This is a genomic window from Herbaspirillum huttiense (assembly GCF_047300815.1).
Taxonomy (GTDB): domain Bacteria; phylum Pseudomonadota; class Gammaproteobacteria; order Burkholderiales; family Burkholderiaceae_D; genus Herbaspirillum; species Herbaspirillum huttiense_A.
Window position 1 is genome coordinate 4,372,662 of sequence record NZ_CP178608.1, and the last position, 20,441, is coordinate 4,393,102.

Genomic DNA, 20,441 nt, shown 5'->3' on the forward strand with positions numbered 1-20,441 from the left:
CCGGTCTTCCCTTGTCGGCATGGCGCTCCCCCTCTCCCTCAACGGCACTGCGCCTGTATTCTCTGCGATAAGGGCGGGCCTGTACAAGCGCGCAATCATCGCCGCCGCCATTTATTTGCGCCCAGCGCGGCCTGCGACACCTGTCGCAGGAGTGTCGCCATACTGTCGCAGGCGTCGACACCTGTTCATGCTGCTCACCGGCAATAGTGCTGCCTGCCGGCTGCTGCAGCGCAATGATTTACGTTAACGTAAAGTACGTGCTATCTTCATGCGGTCGGCAGGCGCGGCCCTGTTCTGTTCGGTTTTTCCTGCATGCCGGGAATGACCGGGCCGCCTGCCGAACACATCAGCACGCATCAACATCAACAACAAAGCGAGACCCGGCGCGGCTTTGCGCCGGCACTCTCAGGAGACGGGCAAGATGCAGGCCGGCACCTGGCGCGATGCGCCATCACCGGCTGCGCGATGCCGAGGCAAGGGATGCGCGACACCGGCTGCATGCGGTGGTGCGAGCGGTCCCGCGCGTGGCACCGATTTTGCATATTGCCCCTGTGTGTAACGGAGCGACCCCGCTCCATTGACCCCGTTGACTACGGACACAAGGACAACCCCATGACTGTTTCTGCATCCTCACCCTGCATCACCGGCTGGAACCATTCGCAGTTCGGCAAGCTCGACGGCATCGATCCGGAAGTGCTGATCGGCCAGGTCGCCAAGGCCGCCATCGAACACGCCGGGCTGCAACCGGAAGACATCGACTCGGTGCACTTCGGCACCTTCAATGCCGGTTTCCTGTACCAGGACTTCCCGTCCTCGCTGGTGCTCAACACGCTGCCGCAGCTGCGCTTCAAACCCGCCACGCGCCTGGAGAATGCCTGCGCCACCGGTTCGGCGGCCATCCATTCGGGCCTGCAGGCGATCAAGGCGGGCGAATCGAAACATGTGCTGGTGATCGGCTTCGAGAAGATGACCGAGCTGGCCACCGCGCAAGTGGGCGAGGTGCTGCTCAAGGCCTGCTACGCCAAGGAAGAAGCGGGCATCCCGGGCGGCTTTGCCGGGGTCTTCGGCAAGATCGCGCAGAGCTACTTCGATCGCTTCGGCGACCAGTCCGATGCGCTGGCGATGATCGCGGCCAAGAATCACAAGAACGGCATGGCCAATCCTTATGCCCACATGCGCAAGGATTTCGGTTTCGATTTCTGCCGCACCGTCTCCGACAAGAATCCCTACGTGGCCGGTCCGCTCAAGCGCACCGACTGCTCGCTCATTTCCGATGGTGCAGCTGCCCTCGTCATCAGCGCGGCCGATGTGGCCAAGTCCATGCCGCGCGCGGTGCAGTTCCGTGCGGCGGTCCACGTCAATGATTTCCTGCCGCTGTCGCGCCGTGATCCGACCCGCTTCGAAGCGGCCGAGCTGGCCTGGAAGAAAGCGCTGGGCGCAGCCAGCCTGAGCCTCGATGATCTCTCGCTGGTGGAAACGCACGACTGCTTCACCGTGGCCGAACTGCTCGAATACGAAGCCATGGGCCTGGCCCCGCACGGCCAGGGCGCGCGCGTGATTGCCGAAGGCATCACCGCCAAGGATGGCAAGCTGCCGGTCAATCCCTCGGGCGGCTTGAAGTCCAAGGGCCATCCGGTCGGTGCCACCGGTGTCTCGATGCACGTGATGGCGGCCATGCAGGCGTCCCATGATGCGGGCGACATGCAGATCGCCAATGCGCGCTATGCCGGCGTGTTCAACATGGGCGGCGCGGCGGTGGCCAACTATGTGAGCATCCTGGAGCGTGTGAACTGACAATGCGGTAGCAGCACCGGCGCGCCGTCCTGTCGTTGAAGGCCGGTGCGCCGCATGAAGTGATGTACAAAAGAACAGAACAAGGCAGCACGCCAATTTCCATCAGAATTCCATCAGAAGAATCGGGACGAGTGAGACGATGTTAAGCAAAGTGATGAACCTGGGCCGCCTGCTCTCGGACGTGGCGCGCCGCTTTCCGGAGGAGCCGGGACTGATCCTGGCGCAAGGCGCAGCCGATGGCAGCGACCGCCTGATCCCCTGGCGCGAGATCAATGCCCGTGTCGATGCACTGGCCCACGCCCTCACCCGGCGCGGCGTCAAGAAGGGCGACAAGATGCTGGTCCACTCGCGCAACAACCAGCAGATCTTCGAGAGTGCCTGGGCCGCCTTCAAGATGGGCGTGGTCTGGGTGCCGACCAATTTCCGCATCACGCCGCCCGAGGCCGCCTATCTCGGCCAGTCCAGCGGCGCCTGCGTGATGCTGTACGACCGCGGTTTCGCGCCGTATGTCGATGCGGTGAAATCCGCCTCGCCCGCACTCGAACACGTGGTGGCCCTGGCCGACGCACGGCCGGGCGAACTCGATTACGAAACGCTGGTGGCCGATGGCAGCGGCGAAACCTTCCGCGAGGCCGAAGTCGATTACGACGATCCGCTGTGGTTCTTCTACACCTCCGGCACCACCGGCCATCCCAAGGCCGGCATGCTCTCGCACGGCCAGATGGCCTTCGTGGTGACCAATCACCTGGCCGACCTGTTGCCGGGCCTCACGCATCAATCGCGCTCGCTGGTAGTGGCACCGCTGTCGCACGGCGCAGGCGTGCATGCGGTGGTCAATACGGCGCGCGGTGCGGCCAGCATCCTGCTCTCTTCCGAACGGCTGGTGGTCGAGGAAGCCTGGCAGCTGGTGGAAAAATACAAGGTGGACAATCTCTTCACGGTGCCCACCATCGTCAAGATCCTGGTCGAGGATGAGTCCGTGGACCGCTACGATCACAGCTCGCTGAAACATGTCATCTATGCCGGCGCACCCATGTATCGCGCCGACCAGGTCCATGCATTGAAGAAGCTGGGCAAGGTGCTGGTGCAGTATTACGGCCTGGGCGAAGTGACCGGCAACATTACCTTCCTGCCGTCTTATTTGCACTTCGAGGATGATGCCCATCCGCAGGCGCGCGTGGGCAGCTGCGGCATGCCGCGTACCGGCATGCAGGTCGCCATCCTGAACGACGATGGACAAGAACTGGCCCCCTTCGAGACCGGTGAAATCTGCGTGCGCGGACCGGCCGTCTTCATGGGCTATCACAACAATCCGGAGGCCAATGCCAAGGCCTTCAAGCATGACTGGTTCCACACCGGCGACCTCGGGCATGTGGACAAGGATGGCTTCCTCTACATCACGGGGCGTTCCTCGGACATGTACATCTCGGGCGGCTCCAACGTTTATCCGCGCGAGATCGAGGAAGCCCTGCTGACGCACCCGGCCGTCTCCGAAGTGGCGGTGCTGGGCGTGCCCGATCCCAAGTGGGGCGAGAGCGGACTGGCGGTGATCGTCTGCAAGGCTGGGCAACAGGTCGATGGCGAGGCCTTGCTGGCGCATCTGGAAACCCGCATCGGCAAGTACAAATGGCCGCGCCGCTTCGTCTACTGGGACAGCATGCCCAAGTCGGGCTACGGCAAGATCGTCAAGAAACAGATCAAGGCGCTGCTGGAAGAGCAAGGCGACTACCGTCTATGAAACGCTCCAGCCAACCAGGCGAGACCACGGCCAGCGCCGGTTTCCTAGCGGTGCGCAAGTTCCTTCATGCAGGCCAGCCAAGCTATCCGCGCACGCTGGACCTGGAGGCCGACCCGGCCGAGGAACTTCGTATCACGCTGCAACCAGGCACACCGGTGGGCCCGGCCTTGCGGCGCGTGCTGGCACGCTACGGCCAGCGCGGCGGCGTGGGACGGCTGTGCGGCGGGACTGCGCGGCGGCTGCACTACCACCGCATCGAACAGACCGGCGACGCCAGCCGGCCTTATGACTACGGACCACCGCATGTATTGGAAGGCGTCATCAGCTTCGTGACCGGTGCCATCACCATCGGCCAGAACGCCGATGGAAAAGTATTACTGCATTGCCACTCAGGTTTCATCGATGGCGATGGCACGCTGCATGGCGGCCATCTGCTGCTCGACACGGTGGAGGTGGGCGACGATCCGCTCATCCTGCGCCTGTGCCTGTTCTCCCGCAGCGCCTTCGTCGTCAACAGCGATGAAGAGACGCACTTCAGTCTATTGCATCCGACACCCATGGAATGATGATGACGCTCCCCGCCCATGACAGCGACTCCCTTGACGACCACATCCACGTAGAACAGGGCCAGCTCGGCAAGCTGGTGATGGCCCGCCTCAAACCCAACCAGGACCTGACCGAAAGCGTGGAAGCGCTGTGCCGCCAGCACGGCATGGACAAGGCCATCGTGCGGGGTGCCATCGGCAGCCTCATCGATGCCCATCTGCAATACGCCACCCCGGCCGGGGTGGGTGCGATGGAGATCAACGGGCCGGGCGTGGAAATCCTCAACGTCTTCGGTGAAATCGGTTTTAGCGATGGGCCGGGCAGCACGCATCCGCTGCAGGGCGTGGTAGCCGATACCGAGGGCCGCATCTTTGCCGGACGCTTCGTGCGCGGCGCCAATCTCTCTTTCATCACCATCGAGATCACCTTGCAGGAATGGATTGCGGTCAGGCAATCCGAGGCCCTGCCGGCCTGAATCACTTTCCTTCCTCCCATGAAAAATGCCGCCCGGCGCATCACCGGGCGGCATTGTTCAATTCCTGAACTAACTATCGAATCACGCTTCGGTATGCAGCGTGGCTTCGGCTTCCTGTTCGATCTCGACTTCGGCGCGCGCGGCTTCTTCTTCGCTCAGCAGGCCGCCTTCCCACTTGGCCACCACGGCCGAAGCAATCGAGTTGCCCACCGCGTTGGTGGCTGAACGGCCCATGTCGAGGAAGGTATCGATGCCCAGGATCACCAAGAGGCCCGCTTCCGGGATGTTGAACTGGTGCAGGGTGGCGGCGATCACCACCAGCGAGGCGCGCGGCACGCCGGCGATGCCCTTGGAGGTCAGCATCAGCACCAGCATCATGGTGATCTGGGTGGAGATGGGCATGTGGATACCATAAGCCTGCGCGATGAAGAGCGTGGCGAAGGTACAGTAGATCATCGAACCGTCGAGGTTGAAGGAATACCCCATCGGCATGACGAAGCTGGAGATCTTGCGCTTGACGCCAAAGCGGTCCAGCGCGTCCAGCAGCTTCGGATAGGCCGCCTCCGAGCTGGCGGTGGCGAAGGCCAGCAGGAAGGCTTCCTTGATCAGCGCCAGCAGGTGGAAGATGCGCTTCTTCAGGAACACGAAGCCCACTGCGATCAGGATCACCCACAGCAGCACCAGCGAGAAGTAGAAGTCACGCATGAAGACCGCGAAGCTGACCAGGATCTCCAGGCCATTGACGGCCACCGTTGCAGCCATGGCGGCAAACACCGCCACGGGCGCAAACTTCATGACGTAGACGGTGATCTTGAGCATGGTGTGCGACAGGTCGTCGATGACGGCCAGCAGGTGCTTGCCGCGCTCGCCCAGCGCCGCCAGGGCGATGCCGAAGAACATGGAGAACACCACCACCTGCAGGATCTCGTTCTGCGCCATGGCTTCCACAATCGACTTGGGCACCAGGTGGTTGAAGAATTCCTTGACCGTGAACTTGCTGGTGGCCAGGCCCGCACCGGCAGCATCCGGCGAAGGCAATGCCACGCCAGCGCCTGGTTGCAGCAGGTTGGCCATGATCATGCCCAGCGCCAGCGACACCAGCGAAGCGATGAAGAACCAGGCCAGCGACTTGCCGAAGATGCGGCCCACCGACTTGGCGTCGCCCATGTGGGCGATGCCCACCACCAGGGTCGAGAACACCAGCGGTGCGATCACCATCTTGATGAGGCGCAGGAACAGGTCCGAGGCAATCGAGATATAGCCCGCCAGCTCCTTGGCCTCGCCCTTGTCGTAGTGATTGAAAATCAGGTAGCCGACCAGGATGCCCAGCAGCATGGCGGCAAAGATGTAGGCGGCTTGTGGAATGCGTTTCTTCATGTGTTCTCCTGCCCTCGCTCGGCACCGGCACGAGGCAGGTGAGAGGACGATGATGTAAGGCTTGCGGGCGGCGCCGGCCGGTGCGGTGACAGGGGCGCCATGCTTTTGGATGGTCAGGAAGCGTCAGTTTCTGATGAGAAACCCTGACCGTTTTTTCCCGTCGTCCGGAAAAAAGGACGAAGCTTATTGACTTATGCCCCCTGCCGTCAAGCCGCATCGAATAAATAGGGTCAAAATGCCCCGGAGGTGATCAAAAAGCCTACAAACGGCAACAAAAAAGCCCCGCAAAGCGGGGCTGGTGTTGTGTTGCAAGAAACTTCACGGTGCGCACGGCACCGTGAGTCCATCGCCAGCAAATCGTCAGCAAATCGTCAGGAAGGCGCTTGCAGGGCGGCGTCCAGCAGTTCGATCCAGTGCCGCACCGGGGTCTCGGTGCCCGACTGAAGATGCGTGACGCAACCGATGTTGCCGGTGACGATCATGTCCGGATCGGTGGCCTGCAGCTTGCTGATCTTGTTGTCGCGCAGGCGGTAGGACAGCTCCGGCTGCAGCACCGAATAGGTCCCGGCCGAACCGCAGCAGAGATGGCTGTCGGCACACAGTTGCACATCCACCCCGGCGGCCCGCAGGATGCCTTCGACCTTGCCACGGATTTTCTGGCCATGCTGCAGGGTGCAGGGCGGGTGATAGGCCACGCGCTTGCCGTTGAAATCCTTGAGCCTGTGCTGCAGCTGCTCTTCGAACTCGGGCAGGATCTCGCTGATGTCGCGCGTCATGTGGGAGATGCGGCGGGCCTTCTCGGCATAAACCGGATCATGCTGCAGCAGGTGGCCGTATTCCTTGACGGTGGCGCCGCAGCCGGAGGCATTCATGACGATGGTGTCGGCACGCACGCCGTCACGCCCTTCGATGTAGGGCCACCAGGCGTCGATGTTGCGGCGCATGTCGTCGAGGCCGCCGTCCTGGTCATTGAGGTGATAGCGGATGGCCCCGCAGCAGCCGGCCTTGGGCGGCGCGAACAATTGCACGCCGAGGGCATCGAGCACGCGGGCAGTAGAACTGTTGATGTTGGGAGCCATCGACGGCTGCACGCAACCTTCGAGCAGCAGCATCTGGCGCGCATGGGTGCGCGTGGGCCAGCTTCCCGCGTCCTGCGGCAACGGCACCTTGTTCTGCAGCAGCTTGGGCAAGAGCGGGCGCACCATCTGCCCCGCCTTCATGGCCGGACGGAAGATCCACTTGCGCGGCACCAGCTCCTTCAAAGCGGTGCGCAAGACGCGCTGGCCGAAGGGACGCTGCACCTGCTCTTCCACCACCTTGCGGCCGATGTCGACCAGGCGCCCGTACTGCACGCCGGACGGACAAGTGGATTCGCAGTTGCGGCAAGTCAGGCAGCGGTCCAGGTGCGATTGCGTGGCGGCGGTGGCAGGCTTGCCTTCGAGCACCTGCTTGATGAGATAGATGCGGCCGCGCGGGCCATCCAGTTCATCGCCCAGCAGTTGATAGGTGGGACAAGTGGCGGTACAGAAACCGCAATGCACGCAGGAACGCAGGATGCTGTCGGCTTCCTCGCCGGCCTGGGTGTTGCGGATGAAATCAGCCAAGTTGGTCTGCATGATGATCGCTTGGAAAAGAGGCGCTTACAGGCTGGCGTACAGGCGGCCGGGATTGAAGATGCCCTGCGGGTCGAATTGCTGCTTGAGACGGCGATGGACCGTTTCCACGGCCGGCTGCAAGGGGTGGAAGACACCAATGGCCTTGTCGCCGCCACGATGCAGGCTGGCGTGTCCGCCGACGGCGAGTGCCGCGGCACGGATGGCCACGGCATCCACATTTCCCTCAGGCCGCAGCCAGCGCTGTGCCCCGCCCCACTCGATGAGCTGGCGGCCGGGCAGGTCGATGGGCGGGGCCACCGGGGGCAGCGACAGGCGCCACAGCGGGGCTTGCGGATCGGCAAAGAAGGGGTGGGTCTGCTCGCGCAGGTCCATCCAGTAATCTTCCGGATTGCTTAATTCGGTGCCACCCATCTTTTTGATTGCTGAATCCACGGCCGCCTGGGCACCCGCCAAACGGATCGTGAGCACATTGTTGACCCAGGCGCTGGCCACCAGCGGCAGGGGTTGTCCTGCGCTCTGGTTGAGCAGGCGCAGCGCGCCTTCCTGGTTGATCTCGAAGACGCGGGTGCTGCTGGCGATGGGGCGCGGCAAGACCTTCAGCGAGACCTGCAGGATCAGTCCCAGCGTGCCCAGCGAACCGGCCAAGAGGCGCGAGATGTCATAGCCGGCGACGTTCTTCATGACCTGTCCGCCGAAGTGCAGTTGCTCGCCCTGGGCATCCATCAACACCGCACCCAGCACGAAGTCGCGCACGGCACCGGCACTGGCGCGCGAGGGACCGGAGAGGCCGGCCGCGACCATGCCGCCGACGGTGGCGGCACCGCCGAAACGCGGCGGCTCCCAGGCCAGCATCTGGTTGTGTTGGGCCAGTGCCGCATCGATCTCGGCCAGGGGCGTGCCGCAGCGGGCGGTGATGACCAGCTCGGTCGGTTCGTAGTCGATGATGCCGCTGTAGGGGCGCGTATCGAGCAGGTCACCGCAGGGGTCCTGGCCGTACCAGTCCTTGGTGCCGCCGCCACGGATCTGCAGGGCGCGGCCGGAGAGGATGCGTTCGCGGAAGGAGGCCAGCACGGCGTCCATGTCTTGTTGTGCTTGCATGGTCAGAATCTCGGCAGATCGGGGAAGCGCAGCTGGCCGCGCTGCACGTGCATCTTGCCGTACTCGGCACAGCGATGCAGGGTGGGAATGGCTTTATCGGGATTGAGCAGGAAGGCCGGATCGAAGGCGCGCTTCAACTTGAAGAAGGCCTCGCGCTCGGCGGGTGAAAACTGCACGCACATGGAGTTGATCTTCTCGATGCCCACGCCGTGTTCACCGGTGATGGTGCCGCCCACTTCCACGCACAGCTCCAGGATCTCGGCACCGAACAGTTCGGCGCGGTGGAATTCGTCGGCGATGTTGGCATCGAAGAGGATCAGCGGATGCAGGTTGCCATCGCCCGCATGGAAGACGTTGGCGCAGCGCAGACCGTATTTCTTTTCCATCTCGGCGATGCCAAGCAGCACTTGCGCCAGCTTCTTGCGCGGGATGGTGCCGTCCATGCAGTAATAGTCGGGCGAGATGCGGCCGGCCGCCGGGAAGGCGTTCTTGCGGCCGGACCAGAAACGCAGGCGCTCGGCTTCCGACTGCGAGCAGGCAATGGCCGTCGCGCCGCTGGCGTTGAGCACGTCGGTCATGCGGCCGATTTCTTCTTCCACCTCTTCCACGGTGCCATCGGATTCGCATAGCAGGATGGCTTCGGCATCGATGTCATAGCCGGCTTTGACGAAGGGCTCGACCATGCGCGAGCTGGTCTTGTCCATCATCTCCAGCCCGGCCGGGATGATGCCGGCAGCGATCACGTTGGCCACCGCATTGCCGCCTTTGACCACATCGTCGAAGGAGGCCATGATCACGCGCGCGGCCTGCGGCTTGGGCACCAGCTTGACGGTCACTTCGGTGACCACGCCCAGCATGCCTTCGGAACCGATGAAGACGGCCAGCAGGTCCAGGCCCGGCGCATCCAATGCACCGCTGCCCAGTTCCACCACCTCGCCTTCGATGGTGACCATGCGTACGCGCAGTACGTTGTGCACCGTCAGGCCGTATTTCAGGCAATGCACGCCGCCCGAATTCTCGGCCACGTTGCCGCCGATGGAACAGGCGATCTGCGAGGACGGGTCCGGCGCGTAATACAGGCCGTGCGGGGCCGCCGCTTCGGAGATGGCCAGGTTGCGCACGCCGGGCTGGACCACGGCGGTGCGCGAATACTTGTCCATCTTGAGGATCTGGTTGAACTTGGCGGTGGAGACCACCACGCCATCGGCGATGGGCATGGCCCCGCCCGACAGGCCCGTGCCGGCACCGCGCGGCACGATCTGCACCTGCAGCGCGTGGCAGGCCTTCATGATGGCGATGACCTGCGCCTCGTTCTCGGGCAGCACCACCACCATGGGCAACTGGCGGTAGGCGGCCAGGCCGTCGCATTCGTAGGGGCGGGTGTCTTCCTCGTCGAACAGCACGCAGTGCGCGGGGACGACCCTGCGCAGGGCATCGACGACTTCGCGCTGGCGGGCCGGCGCGAAGGACGGTTGGGCGGGAGCATTCATGCTGGACCTCGGCGGTAAGCTAGGCAGGCGTGCGGCGCTGGATGTCCCTCTTCTTGCATCCGGTGCTGCGGCTCACGCTGTCTCGTTTGTTGTCAGCCCGCGTGGGGCGGGCTTTTTCAGTCCGACAAGTGTAACGAATTTTGCCGCCCTGCACGGTGCCGTATTGCCTGGCGGCCCACTGAAAAGAATTTCCGGCCGCCGTGAATTATTTTCAGGGCGGCCGGACGGGATGGGCGATACAAAGCCGGGTCAGATGTTGCGGAAGGCGTTCTGCATCCAGCTGATGAAGGTATCGACCTCGGGCCGCTCGCGCACGGCGCGCTCGTAGACCACGTAATACGCATGCGGCGGAGTGCGCAGGCGCACGTCGAACAATTCCACGATCTCGCCCCGGGCCAGCAGTTCTTCGGCAAAGTGCTGGCGCGTGAGACCAATGCCGTAGCCGTGGCGCACCGCTTCCAGCAGCAGGCCGAGGTCGTCCACGCGCAGGCCGGACGAAGGCTCCACCCAATCCTTCAGGCCGGCTGCCTCGAACCAGGGCTGCCAGGGCTCCAGCGCCGAACGCAGCAGGGTTGCGTGCTGCAGGTCGGTGGGCGACTTCATCGGCGGCAGGGTCTTCAGGTAGCCGGGGCTGGCCACGGCGAAGGCCGGTTCCTCGAACAGCTTCTCGGTGATGATGTTGGGATAGTTGCCGGCACCGAAACGGATCTCGACATCGCTCTCCGAGAGCGACAGGTCATACAGCGGTACCGAGAGATACAGTTCGACCACGATCTCCGGATGGCGCTGGGTGAAGTCGGCGATGCGCGGCATGAGCAGGTGGCGCGCGAAGGTCGGCGGCAGCATCACCTTGATCTTGGGCTGCACGGCCGCATTGCGGTGGGGCATCGGGAAATCGGTCAGCGTGCGCAAGGCGCTGCGCACCACATCCAGGTAGCGGCGGCCGAATTCGGACAGGCCGATGGAGCGCCCGTCGCGATAGAACAGGCGCTCGCCCACGAACTCTTCCAGCAGGCGGATCCGGTGCGACAGCGCCGAGGGGGTGATGCACAGTTCCTCGGCGGCAATCGCAAACGAGTTGTGACGGGCTGCCGCCTCGAAGGCGGACAGGGCATGGACGGGGGGAAGGCGGGTGGCCATGGATGGTGGATTCCTGCTGCGGTTCAAGCAAAACTGATGAAAACTAACAATGCATTGCCGAAGAACTAAAAGGCCAGGTGCATAAAACTAAGTTTTTCTCCCCTGGCCTGGGTGATACATCGACCTCACTGCTCCCAGCGCAGGATCTTGCCGGGGTTCATGATGTTCTTCGGATCGAGGGCATGCTTGATGGCGCGCATGACGGCAATGGCGCCATCGCCGTGTTCCTGGATCAGGAAGTCCATCTTGTGCAGGCCCACGCCGTGTTCACCGGTGCAGGTGCCATCCATGCCGAGGGCACGCGCCACCATGCGGGCGTTGACGCCTTCGGCGCGGGCGATGTCGGCCGGATCGTTGGGGTCCACCATCATCTGCACGTGGAAATTGCCATCGCCGACGTGGCCGATGATGGCGTGAATGAGCCCCTGCTCTTCGCAATCGGCCTTGGTGGCCAGCACGCATTCGGCCAGGCGCGAGATCGGCACGCAGCAGTCGGTGGAAATTGCACGGGCACCGGGGCGCAGTTGCAGCAGCGCGAAGTAGGCGTTGTGACGGGCGGTCCAGAGACGGGTGCGGTCTTCGGGGCGGGTGGCCCATTCAAAACCGAGCGCATGGAATTCCTTGGCGATGTCCTGTACCAGTTCGGCTTGTTCCTTGACGCCGTTCTCGCTGCCATGGAATTCGAACAGCAGCAGCGGATTGACCGGCAGGTTCAGCTTGTCGTGGGCATTGATGGCGCGCACGCCGTTTTCATCGAGCAGTTCCACACGCGCCAGCGGCACGCCCATCTGGATGGTCTGGATGACGGTGTTGACCGCATCGGCCACGCTGGGGAAGGAGCAGATCGCGGCCGAAATGGCTTCCGGCTGCGGATACAGGCGCACGGTCACTTCGGTGATGATGCCCAGGGTGCCTTCGCTGCCCACGTAGACACGGGTCAGGTCGTAGCCGGCCGAGGATTTCTTGGCGCGGGTGCCGGTCTTGATGATCTCGCCCTGGGCCGTGACCACGGTCAGGGTCAGCGTGTTTTCCTTCATCGTGCCGTAGCGCACGGCATTGGTGCCCGACGCACGGGTCGAGGCCATGCCGCCCAGCGAGGCATCAGCACCCGGATCGATGGGGAAGAACAGGCCCGTGTCCTTGATCTCCTGGTTCAGCTGCTTGCGGGTGACGCCGGCCTGGACGGTGGCGGTCAGGTCTTCGGCGTTGACGGCCAGGACCTGGTTCATCTGCGACAGGTCCACCGTGACGCCGCCCTGCAGGGCCAGCACGTGGCCTTCCAGCGAGGTGCCGGCGCCGTAGGGGATGATGGGGGTGTCGTACTGGCTGCAGAGCTTGACGAAGGCGGCGACTTCCTCGGTGCTGTGGGCGAAGACCACGGCGTCGGGCAGCATGGGATCGTAGGAGGATTCGTCGCGGCCGTGGTGCTCGCGCATGGCCAGGGTGGTGGAACAGCGCTCGCCGAAGAGGGCCTTGAGCTCGTCGAGCAGGGCCTGGGGCACGGGGCGTTTCAGTTTCCGGGCGTCAACTAGGTGGTTCATGCAATGTCTCTCAGGGGTCTGGTGTCTCGGTGTTCTTGTGGTCTTGTGCGGGGAAGATGCAGGGTCATGAAGCGGCGTCCCGGCCTGCTCCAGTGGACTGACCACTGATCCAATCAATGAATTTTACTCTCTTGCCGACTTTAGTTTGCGCAAATGTCCCCCTCCATGCTGCCCGATCGGCCAAATCAAGTGAATTGTTTACGCGTTTTTTCCAGCTGGCGCGCGACTGCTCGCAGCGCATGGGAAGCGCTTGCCTTGGGCCGGGCTTGCGCTTAAGCTGCCCGGCGGATCAACTAGGAGCAATGATGGGCAACCGACTTTCGAAAATCGCCACCCGCACGGGCGATGATGGCAGCACCGGCCTGGGCGACGGCAGCCGCGTGGGCAAGGACAGCCTGCGCATCCAGGCGCTGGGCGATGTGGATGAGCTCAATTCGCAGCTGGGCCTGCTGTTGTGCGAGAACCTGCCGGCCGCGCAGCGGGAAGAGCTGGTGTCGATCCAGCATGACCTCTTCGACCTCGGCGGCGAGCTGTGCATCCCGGGCTATACGGTGCTGGCCGACGCGCACCTGGCGCGGCTGGACGCCCTGCTGGAAAAGTACAACGCCACCCTGCCCCCGCTGAAGGAATTCATCCTGCCCGGCGGCTCGCGCATGGCCGCGCTGGCACACGTGTGCCGCACCGTGTGCCGCCGCGCCGAGCGCAGCGTGGTGATGCTGGAGAAGGCCGAGGCTGGCGTCAATGCCCCGGCGCGGCAGTACCTCAATCGCCTCTCCGACCTGTGCTTCGTGCTGGCGCGCGTGCTCAACCGGGAGGCGGGTGGACAGGATGTGCTGTGGGAGAAGGGGCGGGAGCGCTGATCGGTGTTCCTCCGCACGAGAAATGCGAAACGCCCCGCAGGAAACCGGCGGGGCGTTTTCAGTTTGGGTGACCCAATGACTTAGTGTTGCGTGACGATTTATTTAGTTTCCTTCCAGCAAAAACTAAGTCCCGCAACCGCACATCCTCAGCCGTTGTTGACCACCAGCTTGGGTTCATCCTTGCCAAAGCGCTGGGTGATGGACTGCGCGATGCCCTCGGCATCCAGCCCGCACTGCGCCAGCAGTTGCGCAGCGTCGCCATGATCGATGAACCGGTCCGGCAGGCCCAGGTGCAGTACCGGCTTGTTGATGCCGGCGGCGGCCAAGGCCTCGGAGACGGCAGCACCGGCACCGCCCATGATGCAGCCCTCTTCCACCGTCACCAGCGCATCGTGCGAGGCGGCCAGCTGCTTGACCAGTTCCACGTCCAGCGGCTTGATGAAGCGCATGTTGGCCACCGTGGCGTTGAGCTTGTCGCCCGCGCCCAGGGCCGGTGCCAGCAGGCTGCCGAAGGCCAGGATGGCGACATCCTTGCCCTGGCGGCGGATTTCACCCTTGCCCAGCGGCAGGGTCTCAAGCGTCTTCTCCACCGTCGCACCGATGCCGGCACCGCGCGGATAGCGCACCGAGGCCGGGCCCGGATACTGATAGGCGGTCGAGAGCATCTTGCGGCACTCATCTTCATCGGAAGCCGCCATCACCACCATGTTGGGGATACAGCGCAGGAAGGCCAGGTCGTAATTGCCCGCGTGGGTCGCGCCATCGGCGCCGACCAGGCCGGCACGGTCCAGGGCGAAGGTCACATCCAGGTTCTGCAGGGCCACGTCGTGGATCAGTTGGTCGTAGGCGCGCTGCAGGAAGGTCGAGTAGATCGCCACCACCGGCTTCATTCCCTCGCAGGCCATGCCGGCGGCGAAGGTGACGGCGTGCTGTTCGGCGATGCCGACGTCGTAGTAACGGTTCGGGAATTTCTTTTCAAAGCCCACCATGCCCGAGCCTTCGCGCATGGCCGGGGTGATGCCCACCAGCTTCTCGTCGGCGGCGGCCATGTCGCACAGCCAGTCGCCGAAGACCTGGGTATAGGTCAGCTTGCCGCCCGCACTGGGCTTGATGCCTTCGCTGGGGTTGAACTTGCCGGGGCCGTGATAGAGCACCGGATCGGCCTCGGCCAGCTTGTAGCCTTGTCCCTTCCTGGTGACCACATGCAGGAATTGCGGTCCCTTCAGGTGCTTCAGGTTCTGCAGCGTGGGGATCAGCGAGTCGAGGTCATGGCCATCGATGGGGCCGATGTAGTTGAAGCCGAATTCCTCGAACATGGTGGCCGGGACCACCATGCCCTTGGCATGTTCTTCCAGGCGCTTGGCCAATTCCAGCACCGGGCCGGGCAGCACGGACTTGCCCACGTCGCGTGCCTTGGCGTAGAACTTGCCCGACATCAGGCGCGCCAGGTAGCGGTTGAGCGCACCCACCGGCGGCGAAATCGACATGTCATTGTCGTTGAGGATCACCAGCAGGTTGATGTCCTCATGCACGCCTGCGTTGTTGAGCGCTTCGAAGGCCATGCCTGCGGTCATCGCGCCGTCGCCGATGACGGCGATGGCGTGGCGGTCCGAACCCTGCGTCTTGGCCGCCAGCGCCATGCCCAGCGCAGCCGAGATCGAGGTCGAGGAGTGGGCGGTGCCGAAGGTGTCGTATTCGCTTTCGATGCGGCGCGGGAAGCCCGAGATGCCCTCCTGCTGGCGCAGCGTGCCCATGCGCTCGCGGCGGCCGGTGAGGATCTTGTGCGGGTAGGTCTGGTGGCCCACATCCCAGACGATGCGGTCCTGCGGCGTATTGAAGACGTAATGCAGCGCGATGGTCAGCTCCACCGTGCCCAGGTTGGAGGACAGGTGACCGCCGGTCTTGGAGACCGAGTCCAGCAGGAAACCGCGCAGCTCTTCGGCCAGCGGCTTCAATTGATGGCGGGACAGGCGGCGCAGGTCGGCCGGGTCATTGATGGTATTGAGGAGCATCTGTTCTTACCGTGTTGGGGTCTGAAGCCCGCGCCTGGCACATGCCGCGCGGTCCGTCTTCATGCCGGGTTACGTCGCTTAAGTCTTTCTCTGCACGATCAGGTCGGCCAGCTCGCGCAGGCGGCGCGCCTTCTCGCCGAAGGGTGCCAGCGCCGCATGGGCGTTGCCGCGCAGCTTCTCGGCCAGCGCCTGCGATTCGGCCAGGCCCAGGATCGAGACATAGGTCGGCTTGTTGTCCGCCGCATCCTTGCCCGCCGTCTTGCCCAGCGTGGCCGAGTCGGCCGTGGCATCGAGGATGTCGTCCACCACCTGGAAGGCCAGGCCGATGGCGCGTGCGTAGTCGTCCAGCGCTGCACTCTCGTCGGCGGCGAGCGCCTTGCCGCCCAGCGCGCCCAGCAGCACCGCTGCGCGCAGCAGGGCACCGGTTTTCAGGCGATGCATCTGTTCCAGCTCGGCCAGCGACAGGGTCATGCCCACGCTGGCCAGGTCGATGGCCTGGCCGCCGCACATGCCCACTGAACCGGCGGCCTGGGCCAGCAGGTTCACCATGCGCAACTGGCGCGCCGTCACGCCGGCATCGCTCTTGCCAAGCTCCGCCTCCAGCGGGGCCGACAAGGTATCGAAGGCCTGCGCCTGCAACGCATCGCCGACCAGCAGCGCAGTCGCTTCATCGTACTGTACGTGCACCGTGGGCTTGCCACGGCGCAGGGCATCGTCATCCATGCAGGGCATGTCGTCATGCACCAGCGAATACACGTGGATCATCTCCACGGCCGCCGCCGCCCGGTCCAGCAGCGCGCGCGGGGTATCGAAGATGTCTCCGGCGGCATAGACCAGCAGCGGACGCACGCGCTTGCCGCCGTCCATGGCGGTATAGCGCATGGCTTCGTGCAGGCGCGCTGGCACCACCGAGGTCGCCGGCAGGAAACGGTCCAGCACGTCTTCCATGCCGCCCTGCACCTGGCGCATCCAGTCGGCAAACGTCAGCGGGGCCTGCGCGCTGGCGGCCGGCATCTGTGCATTCATCAGTCGTCCCCGCCAGCAGCGTCGGCCGCATTGAACGGCTTGAGCATGTCGCCTTCGAGCAGCTTGACCTGGCTGTCCACCTTGTCGAGCTGGCCGGCGCAGAACTTCACCAGTTCGGAGCCGCGCTTGTAGGCGGCCACCGAGGCTTCCAGCGGCAGTTCGCCGGCTTCCATGCGGGCCACGAGCTGTTCCAGTTCGGCCATCGCCTCCTCGAAGGAGGCAGGCAAGGCAGCAGCGGAAGGTCCGGCGGCAGAGGTTCTAGGCATATCGACCCATTCAAAATTCCAACCCGGTATTTTAGAACAAACCGGCGCTGCCCAAGTCAATCAAGGGCGTGGAAATGTCAGCGGATTTCGAGCTGAGCTTGTAAATTCGGCCAATTTACTGGCATTTTGGCCACAAAACCCGGCCCCTTATGGGGGTTTTGTGGCATAATCCTCGGTTCTGTCCAAAATTTCCTCTTCATATTATTTGAACATAGGTTTTTGCGGATTTTCTTCCTTAGGTTGGTGCAAATTAATTTGGGGGCGGAAATGTCCGATCTTGCTACTTTTGCCAAATTGGCGCGTTCAAACGCGCAACTTCCAGTCCACGTCTACTTTGACGAACCGCTCCATCAGCGGGAACTGAAACAACTCTTCCAGCAGGGACCTCGTTACGTCGGCCACGAGCTGATGGTGCCCGAAGCTGGCGACTACTCCACGCTGCCCTGGGAAAACGAAGGCCGCATGCTGGTGCGCAATGCGCAAGGGGTTGAACTGCTGTCCAATGTATGTCGTCACCGCCAGGCCAAGATGCTCGATGGCCGTGGCCATGCCACCAACATCGTCTGTCCTCTGCATCGCTGGACCTATGATCTGAAGGGCGAACTGATCGGCGCGCCGCATTTCGGCGAGACGCCGTGCATGAACCTGTCCAAGACCCCGCTGCAGAGCTGGAATGGACTGCTGTTCGAGAACAACGGCGTCAACATCGCCGACAAGCTGAAGAACCTGGGCGTGACGCGCGACCTGGATTTCTCCGGCTACCTGTACGACCACACTGAAGTACACGAGTGCGACTACAACTGGAAGACCTTCATCGAGGTCTACCTGGAGGATTACCACGTCGAGCCCTTCCATCCGGGCTTGGGCAACTTCGTGAGCTGCTCCGACCTGAAGTGGGAATTCGGCCGCGACTACAGCGTCCAGACCGTGGGCGTGAACCACGGCCTGATCAAGTCCGGCTCGCCGACCTATGCCAAGTGGCAGGAAAAGCTGCTGCAATTCTCCAACGGCAAACCGCCCAAGTACGGCGCCATCTGGCTCACGCTCTACCCCAACATCATGGTGGAGTGGTATCCGCATGTGCTGGTGGTGTCCACGCTCTGGCCGACCGGTCCGCAGAAGACCACCAACGTGGTGGAGTTCTACTATCCGGAAGAGATCGCCCTGTTCGAGCGCGAGCTGGTGGAAGCCGAACGCGCGGCCTACATGGAGACCTGCGTCGAGGATGACGAGATCGCCCTGCGCATGGATGCCGGCCGTCGTATACTGATGGATCGCGGCACCAGCGAAGTCGGTCCCTACCAGTCGCCCATGGAAGACGGCATGCAGCACTTCCACGAGTGGTATCGCCAGCAGCTGGACGTGCCGCAAGGAACCAGCACACCATAACCAGGCCAACAGGCCGCGCAGGGGGAAAGCAGATGCAGGCAATGCGGCAAGCTCACGACGGACGTAGTCTGCGCCGTCATTGTCGCCCGCCCTCCCGCATCCGCCTCTCCCGCTCCCGCTGCACGACGGCAGCCCCGGTTCACGCCGGGGCTGCCGTTTTCTTTGGTGCTCGCCATACGTGCGCCTTGCCCATTTTCCCCTCCCACTACTGAACCGTCGCCATGCAATCGCTCTGGATGCTCGTCGCCTCATTCCTCTTTGCCGTCATGGGCGTGTGCGTCAAGCTCGCCAGCCAGTACTACACGACCTCCGAGATCGTGCTCTGCCGTGGCGTGATCGGCGTGCTCTTCATCCTCTGCCTGATCCGCCTGCGCGGGGGCACGCTGCGCACGCCTTTCCCGCGTGACCACCTCATCCGTGGCGGCGTGGGCGTGGTCTCGCTGTGGATGTGGTTCTATTCCTTCAGCCTGCTGCCCATTGCCACGGCCACCACGCTGAACTACATGTCCTCGATCTGGATTGCGGTGATGCTGTTCGTGGCCGGCTGGTGGCAGGGCCACAAGAAATTCGAATGGGGCCTGGCCGGCACGGTGGCGCTGAGCTTCCTCGGGGTGGCACTGCTGATGCGCCCATCGCTCAATGCCGAGCAGTTGCTGGGTGGCGCCATCTCGCTGGCCTCGGGCGTGCTCTCGGCGCTGGTCTACCTGCAGGTGCGCAAGCTGGGCCTGTTGGGGGAACCGGAGTACCGCGTGGTGTTCTACTTTTCTGCCACGGGCGTGTTGGCCGGCCTGGTCGGCAGCGTGGTAACGGGACGCGTGCCGCTGTGGCACAGCCATTCCTGGATCGGTGCGCTGCTGGTGCTCATGATAGGCTTGACGGCCACCACGGCGCAGATCGCCATGACGCGCGCCTACCGGCTCGGCAATACCCTGGTGACGGCCAACCTGCAATACACGGGCATCGTCTTTTCCAGCCTCTTCGGCGTGCTGATCTGGGATGATGCGCCGGGCTGGATTGGCTGGCTGGGCATGGCGATCATCCTGGCCAGCGGCATGCTGGCGACGTATCGCAACCAGCGCAAGAGCCAGGCCGTGGCCAAGAACGTACCCAAGGTGGACCCGATCGCCACCGAAGTCTGAATCCAGGAATCAATGAATCCCTGAATCCTGCCCGCTTGCAGGGCCTATGAACAAAAGGAGAGCCGCATGACCTACCAGATCCTCATCAGCGCCAGCGAACTGAAATCGCGCGCGCAGTATCTGAACATTGTGGTCGTGGACTGCCGTCACGACCTGACCAACCCCGCCTACGGCCGTGATGCCTATGCCGCCGGCCATCTGCCGCAGGCCCGCTTCGCCCACCTGGATGAGCTGCTCTCCGGTCCCAAGACCGATGCCGCCGGCCGCTTCCATGGCCGCCATCCGCTACCGGACCGCCAGCAATTCGTGCAGGCCATGCGCGAGCTGGGCATCAACAATGACACGCAAGTGGTCGCGTATGACGCCCACGGCGGCATGTATGCCGCGCGCCTGTGGTGGCTGCTGCGCTGGATCGGCCACAGCGACGTGGCCGTGCTCGATGGCGGCATGGCAGCCTGGCAGGCGCTGGGTGAAACGCTGACCAGCGAGACGCCGGCACCGGCTGCGCCGGGCAACATCCAGGATCTGTCCTCGCTGGTGAAGACTGTGGATGCGCAAGCGCTGCTGGACAATCTCAAGAGCCAAACCCTGCAAGTGGTCGATGCACGCGCACCGGATCGCTTCCGTGGCGAGAACGAAACCATCGATGCAGTGGGCGGGCACATTCCGGGCGCGAAGAACCGCTTTTTCAAGGACAACCTGCAGGCCGATGGCCACTTCAAGAGTGCCACGCAGCTGCGCGAGGAATGGCTCTCGGTGGTGGGCGATCCGCAGGCTGCGGTCATGCAGTGCGGCTCGGGCGTGACCGCCTGCCACAACCTGCTGGCACTGGAAGTGGCGGGCTTGCCGGGCGCCCATCTGTATCCGGGTTCCTGGAGCGAATGGAGTTCCGATCCGCAGCGTCCGGTAGCCACCGGCAACTGATCCTTGCAGG

The 20,441-nt window shown here is 63.6% G+C and carries 17 protein-coding genes; 8 read left to right on the forward strand and 9 right to left on the reverse strand.

Going from position 1 to position 20,441, the window contains the following annotated elements:
- Positions 1–612: 612 nt before the first annotated feature.
- From ACLRDN_RS19990 to ACLRDN_RS20005, 4 genes are all read left to right on the forward strand, one after another.
- Positions 613–1,794 (forward strand): acetyl-CoA acetyltransferase, encoded by a 1,182-nt coding sequence (locus ACLRDN_RS19990; RefSeq protein ID WP_413457717.1) that lies wholly within the window; start codon positions 613–615, stop codon positions 1,792–1,794.
- 121 nt (positions 1,795–1,915) lie between these two features.
- The gene (locus ACLRDN_RS19995; RefSeq protein WP_413460423.1) at positions 1,916–3,532 is read left to right on the forward strand and encodes an acyl-CoA synthetase; all 1,617 of its coding nucleotides are present in this window, start codon (positions 1,916–1,918) and stop codon (positions 3,530–3,532) included.
- Positions 3,529–4,098 carry a hypothetical protein gene (locus tag ACLRDN_RS20000; RefSeq protein WP_413457718.1) on the forward strand — a complete coding sequence of 190 codons (570 nt, stop codon included), beginning with the start codon at positions 3,529–3,531 and terminating at the stop codon, positions 4,096–4,098. The genes ACLRDN_RS19995 and ACLRDN_RS20000 overlap by 4 nt, the downstream gene beginning before the upstream one ends.
- A 2-nt stretch (positions 4,099–4,100) precedes the next feature.
- Positions 4,101–4,553, forward strand: a complete 453-nt coding sequence (locus tag ACLRDN_RS20005; RefSeq protein WP_413457719.1) for a PPC domain-containing DNA-binding protein — start codon at positions 4,101–4,103, stop codon at positions 4,551–4,553.
- Positions 4,554–4,634: 81 nt separating this feature from the next.
- Here ACLRDN_RS20005 and ACLRDN_RS20010 read toward each other — a convergent pair whose 3' ends face one another.
- The 6 genes from ACLRDN_RS20010 to ACLRDN_RS20035 form a co-directional block, all read right to left on the reverse strand.
- Positions 4,635–5,930: a dicarboxylate/amino acid:cation symporter gene (locus tag ACLRDN_RS20010; RefSeq protein ID WP_413457720.1), complete on the reverse strand. Its 1,296-nt coding sequence runs from the start codon at positions 5,928–5,930 to the stop codon at positions 4,635–4,637.
- Positions 5,931–6,301: 371 nt separating this feature from the next.
- Positions 6,302–7,546 (reverse strand): glycolate oxidase subunit GlcF, encoded by a 1,245-nt coding sequence (glcF, locus tag ACLRDN_RS20015; protein ID WP_413457721.1) that lies wholly within the window; start codon positions 7,544–7,546, stop codon positions 6,302–6,304.
- Positions 7,547–7,570: 24 nt separating this feature from the next.
- Positions 7,571–8,644: a glycolate oxidase subunit GlcE gene (gene glcE, locus ACLRDN_RS20020; protein ID WP_413457722.1), complete on the reverse strand. Its 1,074-nt coding sequence runs from the start codon at positions 8,642–8,644 to the stop codon at positions 7,571–7,573.
- Between the two features lie 2 nt (positions 8,645–8,646).
- Positions 8,647–10,134 carry an FAD-linked oxidase C-terminal domain-containing protein gene (locus tag ACLRDN_RS20025; protein ID WP_039786927.1) on the reverse strand — a complete coding sequence of 496 codons (1,488 nt, stop codon included), beginning with the start codon at positions 10,132–10,134 and terminating at the stop codon, positions 8,647–8,649.
- A 249-nt stretch (positions 10,135–10,383) separates the two neighbouring features.
- A complete protein-coding gene (locus tag ACLRDN_RS20030; protein WP_088755701.1) occupies positions 10,384–11,274 on the reverse strand; it encodes a LysR substrate-binding domain-containing protein in 891 nt (296 codons plus the stop codon).
- Positions 11,275–11,399: 125 nt separating this feature from the next.
- Entirely contained in the window at positions 11,400–12,815 is a 1,416-nt protein-coding gene (locus ACLRDN_RS20035; protein ID WP_088755702.1) for an FAD-binding oxidoreductase, read from the reverse strand.
- Between the two features lie 305 nt (positions 12,816–13,120).
- Between ACLRDN_RS20035 and ACLRDN_RS20040 the strand changes: the two genes are divergently transcribed.
- Positions 13,121–13,675 (forward strand): cob(I)yrinic acid a,c-diamide adenosyltransferase, encoded by a 555-nt coding sequence (locus ACLRDN_RS20040; RefSeq protein ID WP_413457723.1) that lies wholly within the window; start codon positions 13,121–13,123, stop codon positions 13,673–13,675.
- Positions 13,676–13,821: 146 nt separating this feature from the next.
- Here the strand turns inward: ACLRDN_RS20040 and dxs are convergent, their stop codons facing one another.
- The 3 genes from dxs to ACLRDN_RS20055 form a co-directional block, all read right to left on the reverse strand.
- Positions 13,822–15,687, reverse strand: coding sequence for a 1-deoxy-D-xylulose-5-phosphate synthase (dxs, locus tag ACLRDN_RS20045; RefSeq protein WP_413457724.1), 1,866 nt, complete (start codon positions 15,685–15,687; stop codon positions 13,822–13,824).
- 78 nt (positions 15,688–15,765) lie between these two features.
- Positions 15,766–16,713 (reverse strand): polyprenyl synthetase family protein, encoded by a 948-nt coding sequence (locus tag ACLRDN_RS20050; protein ID WP_413457725.1) that lies wholly within the window; start codon positions 16,711–16,713, stop codon positions 15,766–15,768.
- Entirely contained in the window at positions 16,713–16,979 is a 267-nt protein-coding gene (locus tag ACLRDN_RS20055; RefSeq protein ID WP_413457726.1) for an exodeoxyribonuclease VII small subunit, read from the reverse strand. Before ACLRDN_RS20055 ends, ACLRDN_RS20050 begins: the two co-directional genes overlap by 1 nt.
- 267 nt (positions 16,980–17,246) lie before the next feature.
- On the opposite strand from ACLRDN_RS20055, the gene ACLRDN_RS20060 reads away from it, so the two are divergent.
- From ACLRDN_RS20060 to ACLRDN_RS20070, 3 genes are all read left to right on the forward strand, one after another.
- The gene (locus ACLRDN_RS20060) at positions 17,247–18,368 is read left to right on the forward strand and encodes an aromatic ring-hydroxylating oxygenase subunit alpha (RefSeq protein ID WP_413457727.1); all 1,122 of its coding nucleotides are present in this window, start codon (positions 17,247–17,249) and stop codon (positions 18,366–18,368) included.
- A 221-nt stretch (positions 18,369–18,589) separates the two neighbouring features.
- Complete coding sequence (locus ACLRDN_RS20065; protein ID WP_088755707.1) at positions 18,590–19,507, forward strand: DMT family transporter; 918 nt, start codon at positions 18,590–18,592, stop codon at positions 19,505–19,507.
- A 66-nt stretch (positions 19,508–19,573) separates the two neighbouring features.
- Positions 19,574–20,431 carry a sulfurtransferase gene (locus ACLRDN_RS20070; protein WP_413457728.1) on the forward strand — a complete coding sequence of 286 codons (858 nt, stop codon included), beginning with the start codon at positions 19,574–19,576 and terminating at the stop codon, positions 20,429–20,431.
- Positions 20,432–20,441 lie beyond the last annotated feature (10 nt).

Coding starts and splice junctions, on each gene's coding strand:
- ACLRDN_RS20070 (WP_413457728.1), top strand. CDS start 19,574: ATGACCTACCAGATCCTCATCAGCGCCAGCGAACTGAAATCGCGCGCG.
- ACLRDN_RS20025 (WP_039786927.1), bottom strand. CDS start 10,134: ATGAATGCTCCCGCCCAACCGTCCTTCGCGCCGGCCCGCCAGCGCGAA.
- ACLRDN_RS20030 (WP_088755701.1), bottom strand. CDS start 11,274: ATGGCCACCCGCCTTCCCCCCGTCCATGCCCTGTCCGCCTTCGAGGCG.
- ACLRDN_RS20010 (WP_413457720.1), bottom strand. CDS start 5,930: ATGAAGAAACGCATTCCACAAGCCGCCTACATCTTTGCCGCCATGCTG.
- glcF (WP_413457721.1), bottom strand. CDS start 7,546: ATGCAGACCAACTTGGCTGATTTCATCCGCAACACCCAGGCCGGCGAG.
- glcE (WP_413457722.1), bottom strand. CDS start 8,644: ATGCAAGCACAACAAGACATGGACGCCGTGCTGGCCTCCTTCCGCGAA.
- dxs (WP_413457724.1), bottom strand. CDS start 15,687: ATGCTCCTCAATACCATCAATGACCCGGCCGACCTGCGCCGCCTGTCC.
- ACLRDN_RS19990 (WP_413457717.1), top strand. CDS start 613: ATGACTGTTTCTGCATCCTCACCCTGCATCACCGGCTGGAACCATTCG.
- ACLRDN_RS20055 (WP_413457726.1), bottom strand. CDS start 16,979: ATGCCTAGAACCTCTGCCGCCGGACCTTCCGCTGCTGCCTTGCCTGCC.
- ACLRDN_RS20065 (WP_088755707.1), top strand. CDS start 18,590: ATGCAATCGCTCTGGATGCTCGTCGCCTCATTCCTCTTTGCCGTCATG.
- ACLRDN_RS20005 (WP_413457719.1), top strand. CDS start 4,101: ATGACGCTCCCCGCCCATGACAGCGACTCCCTTGACGACCACATCCAC.
- ACLRDN_RS20035 (WP_088755702.1), bottom strand. CDS start 12,815: ATGAACCACCTAGTTGACGCCCGGAAACTGAAACGCCCCGTGCCCCAG.
- ACLRDN_RS20060 (WP_413457727.1), top strand. CDS start 17,247: ATGTCCGATCTTGCTACTTTTGCCAAATTGGCGCGTTCAAACGCGCAA.
- ACLRDN_RS20040 (WP_413457723.1), top strand. CDS start 13,121: ATGGGCAACCGACTTTCGAAAATCGCCACCCGCACGGGCGATGATGGC.
- ACLRDN_RS20050 (WP_413457725.1), bottom strand. CDS start 16,713: ATGAATGCACAGATGCCGGCCGCCAGCGCGCAGGCCCCGCTGACGTTT.
- ACLRDN_RS20000 (WP_413457718.1), top strand. CDS start 3,529: ATGAAACGCTCCAGCCAACCAGGCGAGACCACGGCCAGCGCCGGTTTC.